We start from the raw sequence: 19,632 nt of genomic DNA on the forward strand, positions 1-19,632 counted from the left end.
GCCCTCTCCTTACACCGTCAGAACAACGCAGCTATCCGCGTCCCAGCATAAACGGACTTCATCACCCCAGGTTGGCGAACCTTTGCGATGACGATGTTCGTTCTGCAGCTGGGCGCTGAGCATCTGCCCGCTTTGCAGGCGCACGTGGTAGATAGACAGATCGCCGAGGTAGGCAATGTAGATAACTTCCCCGACGGCAAAGTTATAGCCGTCCGCCGGCGGCTCGTCGCAGAGCATGATTTTCTCCGGACGCAGGGCGACCCACACCGGCACGTTATCGACGACGGAAGCGTCGGGGTCAACCTTGAGCGGATGCACCAGCCCCGGCGACTTCAGCACCAGGCCGTCCTCCAGCCGCTCCTGCACCAGCCCTTCGAAGACGTTGACCGAGCCGATAAACTCCGCGCTGTAGCGGGTCGTCGGGTGCTCGTAGATCTCCTCCGGTTCGCCGATTTGCACGAACTTGCCGCGATTCATGATCGCAATGCGCCCCGCCATGGTCATCGCCTCTTCCTGATCGTGGGTCACCATGACGCAGGTCGCCCCCACGCGCTCGAGGATGTCCACTACCTCCAGCTGCATTCGGTCACGCAGCTTTTTATCCAGCGCGCCCATCGGTTCGTCGAGCAGCAGCAGCTTCGGTCTTTTTGCCAGGCTGCGGGCCAGGGCCACGCGCTGACGCTGGCCGCCGGAAAGCTGGTGCGGCTTACGTTTGGCAAACTCCTGCATATGCACCAGCGCCAGCATCTCCTGCACCCGGCTGGCGATTTCGGTTTTCGGCAGCTTGTCCTGCTTCAGGCCAAAGGCGATGTTCTGCTCCACCGTCATATGGGGGAACAGCGCGTAGGACTGAAACATCATGTTAATAGGCCGCTGGTACGGCGGGACGCGCGACAGGTCGACGCCATCGAGCATAATCTGTCCGGCGGTCGGCTGCTCAAAGCCCGCCAGCATGCGCAGCAGCGTTGATTTCCCGCAGCCGGACGCGCCCAGCAGGGCGAAGATTTCGCCTTTATAAATCGTGAGATTGACGTCATCGACGGCGTGCTGACCATCGAACGATTTGGTCAGGTTACGGATTTCCAGCAGCGGGGTCAGCGCTTTCGGGGCTTTCATTTGTGGGCGGGAAATTAGGTCATTCACTTAAGCGCTCTCCGGCAAAAACTCACCACCGTATGGCCCGGTTGCCATACATCATTCTTTATCGTGCAGTCGCACCATCCTGGTGCGTTTTTTTAGCCGGGCATACTGCAATACTCCGGCTATTTATACCCTTTTCAGGCCCGGCGAACCGGGCCATCAGGTTTTATTTCCCGCTTTTTACCTTGGTCCACGCGCGGGTGCGCACGCGGTCAATTTTCGGCTCCTGCACCTTCAGGGTGAACAGCTTGGCGAACACGTCGGCCGGCGGATAAATTGCCGGATTGCTGCGGATGGCTTCGCTGACCAGCGGCGTTGAGGCCTTGTTGCCGTTGGCGTAGTACACCTGATCGCTAATCTTAGCGATAACTTCAGGGCGCATCAGATAGTTAAGGAACTGATAGGCTTCATCTTTATTCTTCGCATCTGCCGGCATCGCAAAGACGTCAAAGAACGCCATCGCCCCCTCTTTCGGAATAAAGTAGGAGACGTTGACGCCATTTTTCGCCTCTTTGGCGCGGTTTGCGGCCTGCCATACGTCGCCCGCCCAGCCGATCGCGACGCAGATATCGCCGTTGGCCAGGTCGTTAATATACTGCGAGGAGTGGAAGTAGCGGATGTTCGGCCGCAGCTTGAGCAGCAGGTCGGTCGCCGGACCGGTATAGTCATCGGCCTTCATGCTGTTCGGGTCTTTGCCGAGGTAGTTAAGCACGGTGGCAAAAATCTCTTCCGGTGCGTCAAGGAAGGAGACGCCGCAGCTTTTCAGTTTTTCGAGGTTTTCCGGCTTCAGCACCAGATCCCAGCTATCCAGCGGCGCGTCTTTACCCAGCGCGGCCTTCACTTTATCGACGTTATAGCCAATCCCGGTGGTGGCCCACAGATACGGCATCGCGTATTTATTTTCCGGGTCGTGCTTAGCGACCAGCTTTAAGACTTCCGGGTCGAGGTTTTTCCAGTTGGGCAGCTTGCTTTTATCCAGCGGCTGGAACACGCCCGCCGCCAGCTGGCGCTCGAGGAAGCTGGCTGAGGGTACCACCAGGTCAAAGCCGGTGCTGCCCGCCATCAGTTTGCCTTCCAGCACTTCGTTGGAATCAAAAACGTCGTACACCACTTTAATCCCGGTCTCTTTTTCAAAATCGGCCACCGTGTCCGGGGCAATATAGTCAGACCAGTTATAAACGTGCAGGGTTTTCTGTTCAGCGGCGAGCGAACCGGCAGAGACGGCCATCAGCGCGCCGGTAACCAAGCCTGTTAACCATTTTTTACCAAAGGCGGTCATATCTCTTATTCCTTCTCAATGCCCGTTAACCACGGACTTAATATACGCAATTATCCGCATGCAAAAATCATGCATATTTTTTCATTGTCTAAGAAAAGGAGAGAGGACCTCTCCCGGAATGGTTGCCCGCAACTGGAAGCAGCGTCAGAATAACTGTAGCCAGAATAAGAGGCTATAGCCCAGGTAAAATAACGGCTTTTATCAATTTTTTATGCAATATGGGTCTATGTGATAAGCCGAAAGCGGCAGAATGGCGGTGAATAATTCTTTAACGGCGGGTTAATAGCAGAATAAAAGCGTGTAATACGCAGCCGCTCTGGCAGTGGCTGCGCTATTCACCGGCGAGGCTAGTGAAGAAAATGGTGCTGAACCTCCTGCACCGCGAGATCATCTTCCTCATCGGCCTTATACAGCAGCTGGTTGGCCGCGGCTTCGAGGATAACCATCGAGATCTGCTCCTCGCCCTGGCGGAAGAACCAGCCGAACTGCTCGAGGGTAATGCCGACGCCCACCGGCAGCGCCTGACAAACCACCAGCTTGGGCAGATTGTCGTCCTGGATATCGAGGAAGGCTTTGGCGGTCAGCGAACTGGCGTTAATCGCCGAGAGATCCGCCGCCAGAGGCAGCAGCGCGGACGGCTTCACCTCGGCCAGCGCGGAAAAGAGCACCACGTTATCCACCAGATCGAGCTTGGCGTCAAAAATGCCGTCGAAGTTCTGCATGTGCGGCAGGTGCAATGCCTGGCAGGAATCACACTCAAAAAAGCTGATGCCTAATTCGTCGAGCCAGTGACGTAACGTATCCAGACCCGGAACGACCAGAGAATCCATATGACCTGTAACCTCTTGCTGTGGAAAAACGACGTCATAGCTTACGCAAAAAACGCGGCGCATACCATGAAAGTGTCATCAATGCGCGCTATCCGCCCATTTTCAGGCAGAATTCTGGCGTCGCCTGGCGCTCAATCCAGGCAATCATGTGCCCGGCGATATCCACCCCGGTGGTGGTTTCAATGCCCTCAAGGCCCGGCGAGGCGTTAACCTCCATTACCAGCGGCCCGCGGTTAGCGCGCAGAATATCGACCCCCGCAACGTCCAGACCGAGCGTTTTTGCCGCCTTGATGGCGATCGCTCTCTCCTGCTCGCTAATCGTTGCCACCGTAGCGACGCCGCCGCGGTGCAGATTGGAGCGGAAATCGCCCTCTTTCGCCCGCCGCTCAATGGCCGCCACGACTTCGTCCCCCACCACCAGGCAGCGAATATCCCGCCCTTTCGCCTCGGCGATATACTCCTGCACCAGAATATGGGCGTTGAGCACGCGGAAGGCGTCAATCACGCTCTCCGCCGCCTGGCGGGTCTCTGCCAGCACCACGCCGATCCCCTGCGTGCCCTCGACCAGCTTGACCACCAGCGGCGCGCCGCCGACCATGGCGATCAGGTCGCTGGTGTCGTCCGGGGAGTGGGCAATACCGGTCAGCGGCAGGTCGATCCCCTGACGCGCCAGCAGCTGCAGCGAGCGCAGCTTGTCGCGCGCGCGGGTAATGGCGACGGATTCATTCAGCGGATAGCTGCCCAGCAGCTCGAACTGGCGCAGCGCGGCGGTACCGTAATAGGTAATGGCCGAGCCGATGCGCGGGATCACCGCATCGAAATGCGGCAGCTGGCGGCCTTTATAGTGAATCGATGAGGCCACCGGACTGACGTTCATATAGCAGGAGAGCGGATCGAGGATTTCCACCTGGTGGCCGCATTTGTGCGCGGCTTCGGTCAGGCGGCGACATGAATAGAACGTCCCGTCCCGGGATAATATGGCAATTTTCACCCTGCACCTCGGCAAAAAGGCCCGTTCAGACGGGCCGTTGATAGCTGATAAGTCTCAACATTCGCGCTGGTCTGGCGCAACCCCCGGATGCCAGTCCGGCTGCAGTTTACACGCAATCAGCGCGTTGCCCAGCCCTGCTTATGCAGATAGTCGAGAATAAACGGGCGGCTTTCTTTAATGATGGTGCGGCGGATATGGTCGCTCCAGGTATCCCGGCGCGCGTTGCTGCTGCGCGACAGGTAGTACTGCGCCAGCTGCTCATCATACTGGGCCAGCACCTCGTCATCGACCGGCTGATAGCCGTTTTCATGGACCAGCATCGCCGCCGGCATGCGCGGCTTGACGTCCGGATTATCGGCCGGCCAGCCGAGACACATGCCAAACAGCGGCAGAACGTGCTGCGGCAGGTTCAGCAGCTCGGTCACCGCCTCAATGCTGTTGCGAATGCCGCCGATATAGACCCCGCCAAGACCCAGCGACTCCGCGGCCACCAGCGCGTTCTGCGCCAGCATCGCGGTATCGACGGCGCCAAGCAGAAGCTGCTCCGCGAGGCCCAGCTGGGCGTCGGGGCAAATCTGCAGCAGGCGGTTAAAGTCGGCGCAGAATAGCCAAAACTCCGCCGCCTGCACCACGTGCTGCTGGCCGCCGCTCATCTCCGCCAGCTGCTCGCGCAGGCGCGGGTCGGTAATACGGATAATCGAAGTACACTGTAAAAAGCTGGAACTGGAGGCTCCCTGCGCGCTGGCAATAATCGCCGCGCGCTGCTCATCGCTGACCGGTGCGTCGGTAAAGTGGCGAATGGAGCGGTGGCTACACAGCAGCTCAATGGTCGGCGTCATCTCGTTTTTCTCTGTCTGACAATGAAGAAGGTGTTTTTTTGCTTTCGGTTAACTGGGGAGCAACGATCTTCGCCATCCGCCACACCAGCGCGATGGCGGCCGGGATCATCAGCAGGACGCCGGCAAAGATCATTATTAGCGCAGCGGTTGGGCTGGCAAAAGGCGCCGGCAGCTGCAGGTACTGATTAAGCGAGAGCCAGGCCAGCGTCAGCAGTACGATGCCGACGATCTCTATCACCAGAACGCTTTTGGGTAACACAGCGGGCGATCGCATCGCTCTCCTCCAGTCCGTGGGCTTGGCGCGGCGAAGCAAAAATCGTCGCGCAACGAGGTTAGTATAACGGTTTAAAAGCAAAGCCATTTATCAAACATAGCCTTAAACCATCGAAGCAAAAGGCAGAACCTTCTTTTACTCGCCGGCAGAACGCGGCATCATAGCGGTCATTCGCCATCCGGCTGAGATTTAAGGAGAGAAATAATGTTTACCGTAATTTTTGGTCGTCCAGGTTGCCCCTATTGCGTCCGTGCCAAAGAGCTGGCTGAAAAGCTGACCAACGAGCGCGACGATTTTAACTACCGCTACGTTGATATTCACGCTGAGGGCATCAGCAAAAGCGATCTGGAAAAGACCGTAGGTAAACCGGTTGAAACCGTGCCGCAGATTTTCGTCGATCAGAAGCACATCGGCGGCTGCACAGACTTTGAAGCCTGGGCCAAAGAGAACCTCGGCCTGTTTGCCTGAGACGGTTTAATGCTCCGATGAGTTGCTGCGTCTGGTATCGAGCCAGGCGCAGATAAACATAAAGCACAGCGCGCCGAGCGCGCACCAGAATACCGCGCTAAACAGCCACGCCAGCTCCTGCCAGAACGTCCGCTGAGTAACAAAGAAAATCCGCATCATCGCCAGGCAAACCGGCGCCGCCAGAATTGCGCCGACCAGCGGCTGTATCACGCGTCGTCCCGGAGAGAGAGAGCTCGCCAGCGCACCGGGCAGCAAAAAAAGCAGCAGCCCGAGCTCTGGGTTACCGCCAGCCCGAAAGGTGCCTTTCATATGTAGTAACAGCGATAAACAGACCACGATAAACAGAAAAAATCCGCAGACGGCACCCGTCCAGGCACGCTCAGCTTTCACAACATCCTCCTGATTCTGCCTCTAACCCACTTCCAATTAGCCCAGTCAGATAAAGCATTCTGGCAATCCATGCCAATAAAGGCTCCCGCCGGAGTAAATACGATTGTGACTAGCCGCAGCATCCAGGAAGGATTAAACTATCGACTATATTTTTGCCGGTTATAACGGGATGCCAGAATAGGGTTCGGGACAACGCGAACACTGGAGCAACCTTAGACCAAATAACCATTTCCTTCAACAACTTACTAGTAAATGAGAAGTTGGTTTTCGTGAATATAAACGTCGCAGATTTGTTAAACGGGAATTACATCCTGTTATTATTCGTTGTCCTTGCACTCGGTCTCTGTCTCGGGAAACTGCGCCTCGGGTCAGTACAACTTGGTAATTCCATTGGCGTTTTAGTGGTTTCCTTATTATTAGGTCAGCAGCATTTCAGTATTAACACTGATGCGCTGAATCTGGGCTTTATGTTGTTTATTTTTTGCGTCGGCGTCGAAGCCGGCCCCAACTTTTTTTCTATTTTTTTCCGCGACGGGAAAAACTATTTGATGCTCGCCCTGGTGATGGTCGGCAGCGCGATGCTGCTGGCCTTAGGGCTGGGTAAACTCTTCGGCTGGGATATCGGCCTGACCGCCGGGATGCTCGCCGGCGCCATGACCTCCACGCCGGTGCTGGTGGGCGCTGGCGACACGCTGCGCCACTTCGGCCTGCCCGCCGACCAGCTGGCGCTTTCGCTCGATCATCTGAGCCTCGGCTACGCCCTGACCTACCTGGTTGGCCTGGTGAGCCTGATCGTCGGCGCGCGCTATATGCCCAAGCTGCAGCATCAGGATCTGCAAACCAGCGCCCAGCAGATTGCCCGCGAGCGCGGGCTGGATACCGACTCCAAGCGTAAGGTCTACCTGCCGGTGATCCGCGCCTATCGCGTTGGTCCGGAGCTGGTGGCCTGGGCGGACGGTAAAAATCTGCGCGAGCTGGGCATCTACCGTCAGACCGGCTGCTATATCGAACGTATTCGGCGTAACGGCATTCTGGCCAACCCGGACGGCGATGCGGTGCTGCAGAAAGGGGATGATATCGCGCTGGTAGGCTATCCGGACGCCCACGCCCGCCTCGACCCCAGCTTTCGCAACGGCAAGGAGGTCTTCGACCGCGACCTGCTGGATATGCGCATCGTCACCGAAGAGATCGTGGTGAAAAACCACAATGCGGTGGGCCGTCGTCTCGCCCAGCTGAAGCTGACCGATCACGGCTGTTTCTTAAACCGCGTGATCCGCAGCCAGATTGAGATGCCGATTGACGATAACGTGGTGCTCAACAAAGGCGACGTTCTGCAGGTCAGCGGCGACGCGCGACGGGTAAAAACCGTGGCCGACCGCATCGGCTTTATCTCCATTCACAGCCAGGTCACCGACCTGCTCGCCTTCTGCGCCTTTTTCATCGTCGGCCTGATGATCGGGATGATCACTTTCCAGTTCAGCTCGTTCAGCTTCGGGATCGGCAACGCCGCGGGGCTGCTGTTCGCCGGGATCATGCTTGGCTTCCTGCGGGCCAACCACCCGACTTTCGGCTACATCCCGCAGGGGGCGCTGAATATGGTGAAAGAGTTCGGTCTGATGGTCTTTATGGCCGGGGTCGGCCTGAGCGCCGGCGCCGGGATTGGCCACGGCCTCGGCGCCGTCGGCGGACAGATGCTGGCGGCGGGCCTGGTGGTCAGCCTGGTGCCGGTAGTGATCTGCTTCCTGTTCGGCGCCTACGTTCTGCGCATGAACCGCGCAATGCTGTTTGGCGCGATGATGGGGGCGCGAACCTGCGCGCCGGCGATGGAGATTATCAGCGACACCGCGCGCAGCAACATTCCGGCGCTGGGATATGCGGGGACCTACGCGATAGCCAACGTGCTGCTAACTCTCGCCGGGACGCTGATTGTCATCATCTGGCCAGGGCTTCAGTAATTTTTTGAGAAAAAAATGCACATCGGCAGAACTTTTCTTACGGGCATCAGTCATAAGTAGTGCCACTGCTTTTCTTTGATGTCCCCATTTTGTGGAGCCCATCAACCCCGCCACTTAGGTTCAAGGTTGATGGGTTTTTTGTTGCCTGAAATTCCCCATCCTGAATGACCCCGCCGTTTTACAGCGCCGACGCCGGCGTGCGCCATGCCGTTTATTCCCCATAGTTTTGCGCTAACGGGGCAGAAGCTCTCTTAGCTAAAGACAGATCTTCGGCGGCGCTACGCCTCCCCGGCCAGGCGGCCGACCATCAGGCGAATCGCCTCTTTTGACAGCGGCGCGCTGTCGGTGACGAAATGCAGGGTCATGCCCTCAATAAACGCATCCAGCCCGCGGGCGGTCTGCGGTTCGAACCACTGCTCCAGCGTCTGCTGGCTGCGCTGCATCCAGCTCTGCATCACCGCCTTGAGCGCCGGACGGCTGCTGCAGAAGGCATACAGCTGATACATCAGCTCCATGTTGCGCGCGGTGGTCACCTGGGCGCTAAAAATAAGTTCGGCGATGGCGTCGCAGGCCTCATCGCGACTGCTCACCCCGGCAAAAAACTGCTGATACTGAGCGGACATCTCGACGGTAAAAATGCAAAACGCCTCCTCAATCAGCGCGTCTATGCCGCTGAAATAGTAGGTCAGCGAACCCAGCGGGACTTCGGCGCAGCAGGCAATCTTGCGGTGCGTGACCGCATGAATACCGTGGGCGGCAATCGTGTCCAGGGTCGCGTTCAAAATGCGCTCCCGACGCTGGGGGTCGTTCGGTCGACGGGCCATATTTATCTCTTTTCAATTGCGCCCCCATCACGGGTGATGATGGGGATAACGACGGCCAAACATTCGCTAACCTGAAGGCCATCCGGTGTATGTACAAATGTACACAAACTTGCTAGTGTTGTCTGCATCTTCTCTTTCACTGGCGTTTACGGATGACAGCGCAAAACTCCCGCAGAACCCTCCAGCTTCGGCTATGGGCGCTATTTATGTTCTTCTTTATCCCCGGATTACTGATGGCCTCATGGGCCACGCGCACGCCGGCCATTCGCGATCTGCTGGCGCTATCGACGGCGGAAATGGGCATCGTTCTGTTTGGCCTGTCGATTGGCTCCATGAGCGGCATTCTCTGCTCGGCGTGGCTGGTTAAGCGCTTCGGCACCCGCAAGGTGATTCGCACCACCATGTCCTGTGCGGTGGTGGGCATGGCGGTGCTGAGCGTCGCGCTGTGGTTCGCTTCGGCGACCCTGTTTGCCATCGGCCTGGCGATTTTTGGCGCCAGCTTCGGTTCGGCAGAGGTGGCCATCAACGTTGAAGGCGCCGCCGTCGAACGCGAAATGAATAAAACCGTGCTGCCGATGATGCACGGCTTCTACAGCTTCGGCACCCTGATCGGCGCCGGTATCGGCATGGCGGTCACCGGCTTTGGCCTGCCCGCCGCGCCGCACATTCTGCTGGCCGCGCTGGTCGCCATCGCGCCCATTGCGATCGCCATCCGCGCGATCCCCGACGGTACCGGCAAAAATGCCGCCGAGGCCGCTCAGCAGGGGGAAAAAGGTCTGCCGGTCTGGCGCGACGTTCAGCTGCTGCTGATTGGCGTCGTGGTGCTGGCAATGGCGTTTGCCGAAGGCTCCGCCAACGACTGGCTGCCGCTGCTGATGGTGGACGGCCACGGCTTTAGCCCAACCTCCGGCTCCTTAATTTACGCTGGATTCACCCTCGGCATGACCGTTGGCCGCTTTACCGGCGGCTGGTTCATTGACCGCTACAGCCGGGTAACGGTGGTGCGCGCCAGCGCGGTAATGGGCGCGCTGGGCATTGGTCTGATTATTTTTGTTGATAACCCATGGGTCGCCGGGATCTCCGTGCTGCTCTGGGGGCTTGGCGCTTCGCTCGGTTTCCCGCTGACCATTTCGGCGGCAAGCGACACCGGGCCGGATGCGCCGAAGCGCGTCAGCGTGGTGGCGATCACCGGCTACCTCGCCTTCCTCGTCGGGCCGCCGCTGCTGGGCTTCCTCGGCGAACATTTCGGCCTGCGCAGCGCCATGATGGTGGTGCTGGGGCTGGTCATGGTGGCGGCTCTGGTCGCTCGTGCGGTGGCTAAGCCGCAGCCTGAACCTGTCATGGAGAACAGCTAATGAGCATCAAACTGATTGCGGTAGATATGGACGGTACCTTTTTAAGCGATGCCAAAACCTATAATCGCCAGCGCTTCCTCAGCCAGTATCGGCGGATGCGCGAGCAGGATATCCGCTTCGTCGTCGCCAGCGGTAACCAGTACTACCAGCTGATTTCGTTTTTCCCCGAAGTGGCGGATGAGATTGCCTTCGTCGCCGAAAACGGCGGCTGGGTGGTCAACGCCGGCGATGACGTATTTAACTGCCAGATGCCGAAAGATCACTTTCACGCGGTTATCGACTTTCTGCAGACGCTGCCGGAAATTGAAATTATCGCCTGCGGCAAGCGCAGCGCCTATACGCTCAATCGCTACAATGATGAGCTAAAAGCGGTCGCGGCAAAGTATTATCACCGCCTTGAGCTGGTGGATGACTTCAATAACCTCGACGATGCGATCCTTAAATTTGGCCTTAACGTGCCCGATAATCTGATCCCCGAGATGCAGCCAAAGCTGCATGCGGCGCTCGGCGAGATGGTCAACGCCGTCTCCACCGGCTACGGCAGCATCGATCTGATTATGCCCGGCGTGCACAAGGCCAACGGCCTGCGCATCCTGCAGGAGCGCTGGGGGATTGAAAATCATCAGGTCGTCGCCTTTGGCGACAGCGGGAATGATATTGAAATGCTGCAACACGCCGGATTCGGCTACGCCATGGCCAACGCCGCCGCGCCGGTAAAAGCCGTTGCCGGTTACGATGCGCCGCATAACAATGAGGAAGGGGTGCTGCATATTATCGATAAGGTGCTGAATCGCGAAGCGCCGTTCGCCTGATACGCTCCCGGGTGAGGCGTCGCCCGCACCCGGGGTTATTAGCATGGGCTACTGCGGATCGTGGCCGCTGCCGACGCTTTTATCGTGCAGAAAATAGATAATCATCGCCAGCCACAGCACGCCGCTTAGCAGGTTAAACAGGCTGAATATCCCGCTTCCCCCCAGCTCATAGGCATGTTTGCTGACTTCAATCCCAACGGTGAAGATCAGCATTTGCAGCATCCCCATCGCCGCCGACACCGTCCCTTTGCTCATATCGCTGGCAAACAGCGTCAGGCGAACCAGGCCGGCGTTAGCCAGACCAATTCCGAAGGCGTAGACGCTCAGCCCGGCGGTCATCCACAGATAGGCGTGGGTCGACACCACCGTCGCCACCGCGGAGAGCAGCAGGCCAAACATAATCGGCCAGCCGCCGAGAATAATCAGCGAGCGCACCGTGCGGCGGGAGGTCAGCCGCGCCAGCACCAGATTACCGGCAATCAGCGCGCCAAAAATAGGCACCTGCAGCAGGCCGTACTCATAGCTGGTCGCCTGCTCACCGCTGATAATAATGACCGGCGACTGGGCAATCCATGCCAGCAGCGGCAGGCTGACAAAACCGGTGGCCAGCGCCCCGGCGACAAAGCGCAGATTCTTCAGTACCAGGCCGTAGTCACGACCCAGCTCTTTCATCGACAGCTTCTCGCCCATGCGGGTGGCGGTTTCCGGCATCGCCCGCTGCAGCCCGAAGAAGGCGATGGCCGCCAGCACGGCGAAGAGCACGAACATCATTTCCCACGGCAGGATGTGGACCCATGCCGCGCCGACCAGCGGCCCGAGCAGCGGCGCAATCAGCGCGACGTTAGCCATCAGGGCGGTGATTTTGATACACATCGCCTCATCAAACGACTCCTGAATCGCCGCGTAGCCAACCGCACCGATAAAGCACAGGCTGATGCCCTGTAAAAAACGCAGCAGCGTGAACTGCTCGATGGACTGGGCCAGCAGCGTCGCCAGGCAGGTGACGATAAACCACACGACGCCGGTCAGCATGACCGGGCGGCGACCAATACGGTCCGACAACGGGCCGAGCAGCCACTGTAAAAACATTCCGCCCGCAAGGTAGGCGGTCATGGAAGTTGGAACCCACTCATTACCGACCTGAAACTCGGCGACCACCGAGAGCATGCCCGGCTGGATCATGTCGTTGGCGATATAGGTGGAGAATTCGTATAAAACCAGGCACAGCGGGAAAAGTAGCGCCTGCCGTCCGAGGCGTTTGCCTGAAAGCGAATAATTCTGCATGAAATCTCTTATTTATAAAAAATCGCGCAAAGTTTAATGAAAGTCTTGCCGGGGAGATAGTGAATTGTGAGTGACAATTAAAAAAATAGCACAACCTTTCACCTCTCCCCCGCCCTGCGCAATTTTTATTATCCCTGTCTATATTTCGTTTATATTTCAATTAGGTTACAGGCCTTATACTCATTGCAGCCGGCGTGTTAGCAAAGATGCCAGCCGAAAAAAATCATAACAAGCTGATAATTAAGACAATACTGCTTTAATTCATCGCCTCCGTCTCTTAAGGTGGGCGGCTTATTGTTATCGGACCCCAAGAGCCTGAAAGTATGCTGGAAAATATCAACTACGCGCTGTTCGCCGCGATCAACGCTACGCCCGCCTCATCCTCATGGGCTATTACGCTGGCCACCCTGATCGCCAAAGATTTGATTTTGATTGTTCCTCTACTGACGGCCGCGCTGTGGCTGTGGAGACCGAATCAGCGCCAGCTGGTATTTAAGGTGATGCTGGCCCTGGCAATAAGCCTGACGCTGTCGTGGATATTCGGCCTTCTCTTCCCGCACGAGCGCCCCTTTGCCGCCGACGTTGGCTATCAGTTCCTGCACCACTCGCCGAATAACTCGTTCCCCAGCAATCACGGCACCATCAGCTTTACCTTCGCGCTGGCCTTCTTATTCTGGCATCGGCTGGGCTCCGGGCTCGCGCTGCTGGCCGCGGCGGCGGCTATCGCGTGGTCTCGGGTCTATCTCGGCGTGCACTGGCCGATGGATATGCTCGGCGGCCTGCTGACCGCCATGTGCGGCTGCCTGGGCGCGCAGCTGCTGTGGCACAGCGGCGGCCGTCCGCTCTATCAATACCTACAGCGCCTGTACCGCCTCTGTTTCTCCCTGCCGATCCGCAAAGGCTGGGTCAGCGAATAGCCCGCGCCGGGCGGCTCCTCGTTTGGCGCGCATTGCAGACGCGTGACTAACCCCCTTCCGGCAGGTAAAATTGCCCACTGACGCCCTGCCAATGCAGGGCGATTTCAGCTTAGAGGGATTATGGAAACACGTCGTGATGAACGCATCAGCCAGCTTATTCAGGCACTCAAGCGCAGCGATAAGCTTCACCTAAAAGAAGCCGCAGCGCTGCTTGGCGTTTCTGAAATGACCATCCGTCGCGACCTGAACGGCCATAATGGGCCCGTTGTCCTGCTGGGCGGTTACATCGTCCTCGAGCCGCGCAGCGCCACGCACTACCTGCTTAGCGACCAGAAGACGCGCCTGGTGGATGAAAAACGCCGCGCCGCCCGCCACGCAGCCGGCCTGCTTGAAGCCCACCAGATGGCCTTTTTTGACTGCGGGACCACCACGCCGTGGATCATTGACGCGATTGATAACGCCCTGCCGTTTACCGGCGTCTGCTATTCGCTGAATACCTTTCTTGCGCTGCAGGAAAAGCCCCACTGTCGGGCCATCCTCTGCGGCGGCGAGTTTCACGCCAGCAACGCGATTTTTAAGCCGCTGAGCCTGCAGGATACCCTGAGCCATCTGTGCCCGGACATCGCCTTCTACTCGGCGGCGGGCATTGACTGCGAGCAGGGGGCGACCTGCTACAACCTCGAGGAGCTGCCGGTTAAGCACTGGGCGATGAGCAGCGCGCGCTACCACGTGCTGGTGGTGGATCACAGTAAATTCGGTAAGGTCAGGCCGGCGAGGATGGGCGATTTATCGCGTTTTGACGTGATTGCCAGCGACGTCTGTCCCGACGACGACCTGCTGGCGCTGGCGAAGCAAAAACAGATTTCACTGCTGTACTGATCGCGCCCCGCAGGGCGCGACCGGCGGATTACGAGAACCAGCCGCCGAACCAGCCGTGCAGTTTCATCAGCACGAAGTCCATCATTCGGCTAAAGAAGCCGCCTTCGTTGACCGCTTCCATCACGATAAGCGGGCGCTGCTCGATGGTTTTGTCATTGAGCTTAAAGTCGATAGTCCCTACCACCTGCCCTTTGGTCAGCGGCGCCGTCAGCTGCGTATCCTTCAGGGCATAGCTGGCTTTCAGGTTCTTCATCTGGCCGCGCGGAATGGTAATCGAGCCGGCTTCACCCGCACCGAGCTTCGCTTCGCTGCTGTCGCCAAACCACACGCGCTGAGTGATAAAGGTGGCGTCCGGCTTAATTGGCGTCACGGTTTCATAGAAGCGGAAGCCCCAGGTCAGCAGCTTTTCTGACTCGTTAAAGCGAATACGGTCGGTTTTGGTCCCCAGCACCACGGCAATCAGGCGCATATCGCCCTGCGTGGCCGAGGAGACCAGATTATAGCCCGCGCCGGTGGTGGTGCCCGTTTTCACGCCGTCGGCGTTGAGGTTGGTGCTCCACAGCAGGCGGTTACGGTTCGGCTGGCGAATCTTATTGAAGGTAAACTCTTTTTCTTTATGAATGGCGTACTCTTCAGGGACGTCGTGGATCATCGCTTTGGTCAGCAGCGCCATATCGCGGGCGGTACTGAACTGGCCCGGCGCATCAAGGCCGTGGACGGTCATAAAGGTGGTATTGGTCAGGCCCATTTTTTGCGCATAGCCGTTCATCAGGCTAACAAACGCATCCTGGCTACCCGCGACGTAGTCAGCAATCGCGATGCTGGCATCGTTGCCGGACTGGATGATGACGCCTTTATTGAGGTCCTCAACCGATACCTGCATACCCGGCTTGAGGAACATCACCGACGAGCCGCGCAGCGCCGGGTTGCCGGTGGCCCAGGCATCGCGGCCGACGGTCACCATATCGGTAGATTTAATTTTGCCCGCTTTCAGCGCCTGCCCGACGACGTAGCTGGTCATAATCTTGGTCAGACTTGCCGGGTCGAGTTTTTCATCGGCATTGCCTTCGCTGAGCACCTTGCCGCTGGCGTAGTCCATCAGGACCCAGGCTCGCGCATCAATCGAAGGGGCGTCGGGGAGTTGGTCTGCAGCCTGTACCGCAGGTGCAACGAGAACGAGAAGAGCGCAGCCTGCCGCGAGGCCGCGAAGGGAAAAAGCATCATGCGTCATAAGAGCCACCCAAGTATCCTTTCCAAACAAAATATGCCGCAGCACTCTATCGGCGCAGCAGCAGCCGGTGAGTAAAGCGTACAAATGACCTTAAAGAAACAGCGAGTTGGTAAAGTTTTTAAAGTTTACGCAATAACCTCGCGTCTTGCTGAAAACAGAGCAATTTTTTTGATCGCGATTGCCTATATATTAACTTTATTCCAACATGATGACTCACCTTGCTGCAACGACGGCTCAATAACTAACGGGAACCGATATGATTACGCTATGGGGCAGAAACAATTCAACTAACGTGAAAAAAGTACGCTGGGTACTGGAAGAGCTGGATCTTCCCTATCAGCAGATTTTGGCGGGGCTCGAGTTTGGTGTGAATCACGACGCGGAGTATCTGGCGATGAACCCGAACGGCCTGGTGCCGCTGCTGAAGGACGGCGACCTCGTACTGTGGGAGTCGAACGCCATTATTCGCTATCTGGCGGCGCAGTATGGGCAAAACCGCCTGTGGGTCGACGATCCGCTACGGCGGGCGCAGGGCGACAAATGGATGGACTGGGCCAACGGCTCGCTCTCTCCCGCCCACCGTCCGGTGTTGATGGGGCTGGTGAGAACGCCGGAGGAGAAACGCGATCCCGCAGCGATTGCCGCCGGTATTGCCGCCTGTGAAGCGCTCTTTGCCATCCTCGACGACGAGCTGGCGGCGTTCCCATGGCTCTCCGGCGAATCATTCGGCCTCGGCGATATCGCCGTTGCGCCGTTCGTCTATAACCTGATGAGCATCGTGCCGAGCTGGCAACCGCGCCCGAACCTGCAGCGCTGGTATCAGCAGATTAGCGAACGTCAGGCCTGGCGCAGCGTGGTGGCGATCCCGGTCACCTGAGGCTAGCCCTGCGGGCTAACCTTCAGCAGTTCACCGTTGGATTCGTCGGTCAGGACGTACAGATAGCCATCGGGTCCGACGCGCACGTCGCGAATACGCTGGCCGCGATCGCGCAGAATTCGCGCCTCTTCGCTGACGCTATCGCCCTTGACGTCGAGGACAATCAGCGACTGGTCCTTCAGCGCGCCGATAAACAGCTTGTGCCGCCACTGGGGGAAGGTTGCCGAATCGTAGAAGGCCATGCCGCTGACGGCGGGCGACGTTTTCCAGACAAACAGCGGCGCTTCGGTTCCGTCCACCGCCGTCCCCTTAGCTTCCGGAATAGGCAGACCGCTGTAATTTATGCCGTGCGTCGCCAGCGGCCAGCCGTAGTTCTTACCTTTCTGCGGGATGTTAATCTCATCCCCGCCGCGCGGACCGTGCTCGTTGAGCCACAGGGTATCGCTCCACGGATTGATCGCCATCCCCTGCGGGTTACGAATACCGTAGGCCCAAATTTCCGGCCTGGCGTCGGCGCGACCGACAAACGGATTGTCCGCCGGCACCTCCCCCGTCTCGGTCAAGCGCACCACCTTTCCCTGCAGCTTATCGAGATCCTGGGCCGTTGCGCGCTGGTTATTCTCGCCTAAGCCGATAAACAGATGCCCCTTACCGTCAAATACCAGACGTCCGCCAAAGTGGTTGCCGGTGGAGAGCTTTGGCTGCTGGCGAAACACCACCCGGAAATTCTCCAGCCGCCGGCGATCCTCACTCAGGCGACCGTATCCTGCCGCGGTTCCCGCTTTGCCATCCTCCCCGGCCTCCGCGTAGCTCAGCCACACCTTGCGCGAGTGGGCAAAGTCCGGCGCCAGCGCCACATCCAGCAATCCGCCCTGCCCGCTGGCCCACACCTGCGGTACGCCGGAAATAGCCGGCGACAGCCCCTCTCCCTGGCGCCAAAGCCTCAGCTCACCGCCGCGCAGGGTGATCAGTATCCCCTGCTGGTCGGGGAGAAACGCCAGCGCCCACGGATGGTCGAGCTTGTTTTGCAGGACCTCGACGCGCACCTTCTGGGCGGCGACAGCGGCGGTAGGTAACAGCAGAGCGGCAAGGGTTATCAGGGCGACGGTCTGGCGCATGGCGAACTCCTTTTATCAGCAATGGGATAAGGGTAGCCAGCGCAGGGGATCGGCAGGAGGAGTTTTACATAACATTAAGCAGGGGGGCGTGCCCCCCTGAGTTCAGACGCGGGTCGTTGGCGCTGATGCATTCAGTTTATGAATGTTTAGCGACAAGCCCGCCAGGCAGCGTTCTAGCGTCTCTACGTTAACCGCAATGTAAGACGGACAATCGTGATGCCCGCTCATCAGGCAAACCGCCGCGGAAGCAACGGCTTCACCCGCAAGACGAAGAGCTTCCCTTTCCTCCGGCGTAACGGCGTGCTGCAATCGCGGCGCACCTTCACGCAATTCACGACAAAGCTCAAACAGGTTATCACGCAGATGCTCATTCTCGCTGACTGACATATAGCCTTTAGCTTTACGAAGCTGCAGATAAGCATCGAGATCAATGTTGGCATTAATCAGCTTATTCAAAAGGTTACGATACAGTCTGTCAACGGTCATCATGGTTCCTCCTCTGTCATCCATTACCATAATCATAATATGGTCGTTTTTTGCGCAAAATCATGCGCGAGGTCAATAATTCCCGGTTAATTAACATCATTTACAATGTTACAGCAATGTTTACACTGCCTGCGTCAGACGCGCTGCTTCCGCGGTTACACAACCAACAAAAAAACACAAATTTGTTATACGCTCTCATTTTGAGAATAATTATCACCGGTTGGAAAGATTGGACATAAAGCCATTTTTTGCAGCAAAGATCACAAATAACGTCTATTTTTGTTGCTCGTTAGCGCCGGCGGGTGTCATATCACTCCGTTAAATGTAATACGTATAACAAACAAATAAAAAACGCGAACCTCTCCGCTTCGCGGCGCTAACCTCTACCCGTTTGAAGGAACTGAAATGATTACGCCCGGCAAAAGAAACTATATCTTGTTGAGTCTTTTCGATTTCCTCTACCTGTTCGCCTGGTCATCTACCATGGCGTTCTTCGTTATCTGGACAACCCAGCATCTGGGAATCAGCGCCACCAAAACCGGCCTGCTGTATTCGGTAAACGCCTTTATCGCCCTGTTGATGCAGCCTTTCTTCGGCTTTATTTCTGATAAGTTCGGCCTGAAAAAGCGGCTGATCTGGATTCTGGTAGCCATGCTGCTGCCGGTTGGCCCGTTCTTTATCTATCTGTACGCCCCGCTTCTGGTCCACAGCTTCTGGCTGGGGGCGCTGCTGGGTGGCGTCTACCTGGGGATTATCTTTAACTCCGGCTGCGGGGTTATCGATTCCTATATCGACAAAATCTCCCGCCGCTATCACTTTGAGTATGGCCGGGTGCGGATGTGGGGCTCTTTAGGCTGGGCCGCGGCGGCATGGATCGTCGGAAAATATATCGATAGCAACCCCAACCTCGCCTTCTGGCTGGCCAGCATTGCCATCGTTATTGCCGCCCTGTGCTTCATGCTGACCAAAGTCGAGCTGACCGAGGCCGAGATTGAAAAAACCAGCGCCCTGAAGGTGAGCCACGCGCTGGAGCTCGCGAAGAACAGTCAGTTCTGGATGCTGCTAATCTTTACCCTGTTCGTGACGCAAATCTACGACACCTACGATCAGCAGTTCGCCCAGTACTTTTCTCTGCAATTTGCCACGCCGGAAGAAGGTAACCGCTGGTACGGCATCCTCGCCTCCATTCAGGTCTGCGGCGAAACGCTCTTTTTATGCCTGATGCCGTGGTTCGTGAACCGTACCGGCGCGAAATGGGCGCTGATTATCGCCGGATTGATTATGTCGGTCAGGATCGTCGGCTCCGCGATCCCGCTCGGCCCGGTGTGGATTGGCGCGGTGAAAATGATGCACGCCCTTGAAAAGCCGCTGATCCTGGTATCCGTGTTCAAGTTTATTGCCGCCAACTTTGATAATAAGCTGTCCTCCACGGTCTATTTGCTGGTGCTGTTTGTCGCCTCTATTGCCACCGCCATTTACTCTCCGCTGGCCGGCTATCTGTACGACACCATCGGCTTCGCCCGCACCTATTATATCCTCGGCGGCATCGCCGGCCTGTTCACGCTGATCTCCGTTTTCACGCTGCGTGATAAGCGAGAGCCCCGCGCACCGGGCGCTGCGCCCGCGGGAGACGCCGCCCAATCCTAGAGTCTCATCGCGCCCGGGAGCCTTTCCCGGGCTTTT

General features: G+C 57.7%; 20 protein-coding genes. 8 read left to right on the forward strand and 12 right to left on the reverse strand.

All coding sequences use genetic code 11. The features are described from left to right. Positions 1-9 precede the first annotated feature (9 nt). From potG to M2416_RS03355, 6 genes are all read right to left on the reverse strand, one after another. Positions 10-1,143 (reverse strand): putrescine ABC transporter ATP-binding subunit PotG, encoded by a 1,134-nt coding sequence (gene potG / locus M2416_RS03330; protein ID WP_259222100.1) that lies wholly within the window; start codon positions 1,141-1,143, stop codon positions 10-12. A gap of 163 nt (positions 1,144-1,306) precedes the next feature. Next, complete coding sequence (potF, locus tag M2416_RS03335; RefSeq protein ID WP_041144750.1) at positions 1,307-2,419, reverse strand: spermidine/putrescine ABC transporter substrate-binding protein PotF; 1,113 nt, start codon at positions 2,417-2,419, stop codon at positions 1,307-1,309. 347 nt (positions 2,420-2,766) lie between these two features. After that, positions 2,767-3,249: a type III secretion system chaperone family protein gene (locus tag M2416_RS03340; RefSeq protein ID WP_259222102.1), complete on the reverse strand. Its 483-nt coding sequence runs from the start codon at positions 3,247-3,249 to the stop codon at positions 2,767-2,769. Positions 3,250-3,337: 88 nt separating this feature from the next. Continuing rightward, on the reverse strand, positions 3,338-4,240 hold the full coding sequence (gene rimK / locus M2416_RS03345) for a 30S ribosomal protein S6--L-glutamate ligase (protein ID WP_259222105.1): 903 nt from the start codon (positions 4,238-4,240) through the stop codon (positions 3,338-3,340). A 116-nt stretch (positions 4,241-4,356) separates the two neighbouring features. Then, the gene (nfsA, locus tag M2416_RS03350; protein ID WP_076945032.1) at positions 4,357-5,079 is read right to left on the reverse strand and encodes a nitroreductase NfsA; all 723 of its coding nucleotides are present in this window, start codon (positions 5,077-5,079) and stop codon (positions 4,357-4,359) included. Further along, positions 5,063-5,353 (reverse strand): YbjC family protein, encoded by a 291-nt coding sequence (locus tag M2416_RS03355; RefSeq protein ID WP_041144746.1) that lies wholly within the window; start codon positions 5,351-5,353, stop codon positions 5,063-5,065. Before M2416_RS03355 ends, nfsA begins: the two co-directional genes overlap by 17 nt. Positions 5,354-5,557: 204 nt before the next feature. Between M2416_RS03355 and M2416_RS03360 the strand changes: the two genes are divergently transcribed. Continuing rightward, entirely contained in the window at positions 5,558-5,821 is a 264-nt protein-coding gene (locus M2416_RS03360) for a GrxA family glutaredoxin (RefSeq protein ID WP_004859945.1), read from the forward strand. A 6-nt stretch (positions 5,822-5,827) separates the two neighbouring features. On the opposite strand, the gene ybjM is transcribed toward M2416_RS03360, so the two are convergent. Continuing rightward, on the reverse strand, positions 5,828-6,211 hold the full coding sequence (gene ybjM / locus M2416_RS03365) for an inner membrane protein YbjM (RefSeq protein WP_076945031.1): 384 nt from the start codon (positions 6,209-6,211) through the stop codon (positions 5,828-5,830). Between the two features lie 269 nt (positions 6,212-6,480). Between ybjM and M2416_RS03370 the strand changes: the two genes are divergently transcribed. Continuing rightward, positions 6,481-8,166 (forward strand): aspartate:alanine antiporter, encoded by a 1,686-nt coding sequence (locus M2416_RS03370; protein WP_041147558.1) that lies wholly within the window; start codon positions 6,481-6,483, stop codon positions 8,164-8,166. 278 nt (positions 8,167-8,444) lie between these two features. On the opposite strand, the gene M2416_RS03375 is transcribed toward M2416_RS03370, so the two are convergent. Beyond that, the gene (locus tag M2416_RS03375) at positions 8,445-8,990 is read right to left on the reverse strand and encodes a TetR/AcrR family transcriptional regulator (RefSeq protein ID WP_195709620.1); all 546 of its coding nucleotides are present in this window, start codon (positions 8,988-8,990) and stop codon (positions 8,445-8,447) included. 152 nt (positions 8,991-9,142) lie between these two features. Here M2416_RS03375 and M2416_RS03380 point away from each other — a divergent pair, with 152 nt between their 5' ends. Both M2416_RS03380 and M2416_RS03385 read left to right on the forward strand, forming a co-directional pair. Beyond that, positions 9,143-10,345: an MFS transporter gene (locus M2416_RS03380; protein ID WP_076945029.1), complete on the forward strand. Its 1,203-nt coding sequence runs from the start codon at positions 9,143-9,145 to the stop codon at positions 10,343-10,345. Continuing rightward, positions 10,345-11,157, forward strand: coding sequence for a Cof-type HAD-IIB family hydrolase (locus tag M2416_RS03385; protein ID WP_076945028.1), 813 nt, complete (start codon positions 10,345-10,347; stop codon positions 11,155-11,157). The genes M2416_RS03380 and M2416_RS03385 overlap by 1 nt, the downstream gene beginning before the upstream one ends. Positions 11,158-11,205: 48 nt before the next feature. Here M2416_RS03385 and M2416_RS03390 read toward each other — a convergent pair whose 3' ends face one another. Beyond that, the gene (locus M2416_RS03390) at positions 11,206-12,441 is read right to left on the reverse strand and encodes an MFS transporter (protein ID WP_045854603.1); all 1,236 of its coding nucleotides are present in this window, start codon (positions 12,439-12,441) and stop codon (positions 11,206-11,208) included. A 323-nt stretch (positions 12,442-12,764) separates the two neighbouring features. Between M2416_RS03390 and ybjG the strand changes: the two genes are divergently transcribed. Both ybjG and deoR read left to right on the forward strand, forming a co-directional pair. Then, positions 12,765-13,358 carry an undecaprenyl-diphosphate phosphatase gene (ybjG, locus tag M2416_RS03395; RefSeq protein ID WP_259222117.1) on the forward strand — a complete coding sequence of 198 codons (594 nt, stop codon included), beginning with the start codon at positions 12,765-12,767 and terminating at the stop codon, positions 13,356-13,358. Between the two features lie 120 nt (positions 13,359-13,478). After that, entirely contained in the window at positions 13,479-14,237 is a 759-nt protein-coding gene (gene deoR, locus M2416_RS03400) for a DNA-binding transcriptional repressor DeoR (RefSeq protein ID WP_045854601.1), read from the forward strand. A gap of 28 nt (positions 14,238-14,265) precedes the next feature. Here deoR and dacC read toward each other — a convergent pair whose 3' ends face one another. Continuing rightward, positions 14,266-15,468 carry a serine-type D-Ala-D-Ala carboxypeptidase gene (gene dacC, locus M2416_RS03405; protein WP_041144738.1) on the reverse strand — a complete coding sequence of 401 codons (1,203 nt, stop codon included), beginning with the start codon at positions 15,466-15,468 and terminating at the stop codon, positions 14,266-14,268. Positions 15,469-15,724: 256 nt separating this feature from the next. Between dacC and M2416_RS03410 the strand changes: the two genes are divergently transcribed. Further along, entirely contained in the window at positions 15,725-16,345 is a 621-nt protein-coding gene (locus tag M2416_RS03410; protein ID WP_041144737.1) for a glutathione S-transferase family protein, read from the forward strand. 2 nt (positions 16,346-16,347) lie between these two features. On the opposite strand, the gene M2416_RS03415 is transcribed toward M2416_RS03410, so the two are convergent. Further along, the gene (locus M2416_RS03415) at positions 16,348-17,463 is read right to left on the reverse strand and encodes a PQQ-dependent sugar dehydrogenase (RefSeq protein ID WP_259222118.1); all 1,116 of its coding nucleotides are present in this window, start codon (positions 17,461-17,463) and stop codon (positions 16,348-16,350) included. 102 nt (positions 17,464-17,565) lie between these two features. After that, a complete protein-coding gene (gene bssR / locus M2416_RS03420) occupies positions 17,566-17,949 on the reverse strand; it encodes a biofilm formation regulator BssR (RefSeq protein ID WP_133596998.1) in 384 nt (127 codons plus the stop codon). A gap of 408 nt (positions 17,950-18,357) precedes the next feature. Between bssR and M2416_RS03425 the strand changes: the two genes are divergently transcribed. Further along, on the forward strand, positions 18,358-19,596 hold the full coding sequence (locus M2416_RS03425) for an oligosaccharide MFS transporter (RefSeq protein ID WP_170197853.1): 1,239 nt from the start codon (positions 18,358-18,360) through the stop codon (positions 19,594-19,596). Positions 19,597-19,632: the final 36 nt, after the last annotated feature.

It is taken from the genome of Klebsiella sp. BIGb0132 (assembly GCF_024810075.1).
In the GTDB taxonomy this organism is placed as follows: domain Bacteria; phylum Pseudomonadota; class Gammaproteobacteria; order Enterobacterales; family Enterobacteriaceae; genus Klebsiella; species Klebsiella terrigena.

Excerpts from the sequence above, each read along its gene's own strand:
- potF (WP_041144750.1), bottom strand. The coding sequence starts at position 2,419 with ATGACCGCCTTTGGTAAAAAATGGTTAACAGGCTTGGTTACCGGCGCG.
- M2416_RS03340 (WP_259222102.1), bottom strand. The coding sequence starts at position 3,249 with ATGGATTCTCTGGTCGTTCCGGGTCTGGATACGTTACGTCACTGGCTC.
- nfsA (WP_076945032.1), bottom strand. The coding sequence starts at position 5,079 with ATGACGCCGACCATTGAGCTGCTGTGTAGCCACCGCTCCATTCGCCAC.
- M2416_RS03355 (WP_041144746.1), bottom strand. The coding sequence starts at position 5,353 with ATGCGATCGCCCGCTGTGTTACCCAAAAGCGTTCTGGTGATAGAGATC.
- M2416_RS03360 (WP_004859945.1), top strand. The coding sequence starts at position 5,558 with ATGTTTACCGTAATTTTTGGTCGTCCAGGTTGCCCCTATTGCGTCCGT.
- M2416_RS03375 (WP_195709620.1), bottom strand. The coding sequence starts at position 8,990 with ATGGCCCGTCGACCGAACGACCCCCAGCGTCGGGAGCGCATTTTGAAC.
- M2416_RS03380 (WP_076945029.1), top strand. The coding sequence starts at position 9,143 with ATGACAGCGCAAAACTCCCGCAGAACCCTCCAGCTTCGGCTATGGGCG.
- M2416_RS03385 (WP_076945028.1), top strand. The coding sequence starts at position 10,345 with ATGAGCATCAAACTGATTGCGGTAGATATGGACGGTACCTTTTTAAGC.
- M2416_RS03390 (WP_045854603.1), bottom strand. The coding sequence starts at position 12,441 with ATGCAGAATTATTCGCTTTCAGGCAAACGCCTCGGACGGCAGGCGCTA.
- ybjG (WP_259222117.1), top strand. The coding sequence starts at position 12,765 with ATGCTGGAAAATATCAACTACGCGCTGTTCGCCGCGATCAACGCTACG.
- deoR (WP_045854601.1), top strand. The coding sequence starts at position 13,479 with ATGGAAACACGTCGTGATGAACGCATCAGCCAGCTTATTCAGGCACTC.
- dacC (WP_041144738.1), bottom strand. The coding sequence starts at position 15,468 with ATGACGCATGATGCTTTTTCCCTTCGCGGCCTCGCGGCAGGCTGCGCT.
- M2416_RS03410 (WP_041144737.1), top strand. The coding sequence starts at position 15,725 with ATGATTACGCTATGGGGCAGAAACAATTCAACTAACGTGAAAAAAGTA.
- M2416_RS03415 (WP_259222118.1), bottom strand. The coding sequence starts at position 17,463 with ATGCGCCAGACCGTCGCCCTGATAACCCTTGCCGCTCTGCTGTTACCT.
- bssR (WP_133596998.1), bottom strand. The coding sequence starts at position 17,949 with ATGACCGTTGACAGACTGTATCGTAACCTTTTGAATAAGCTGATTAAT.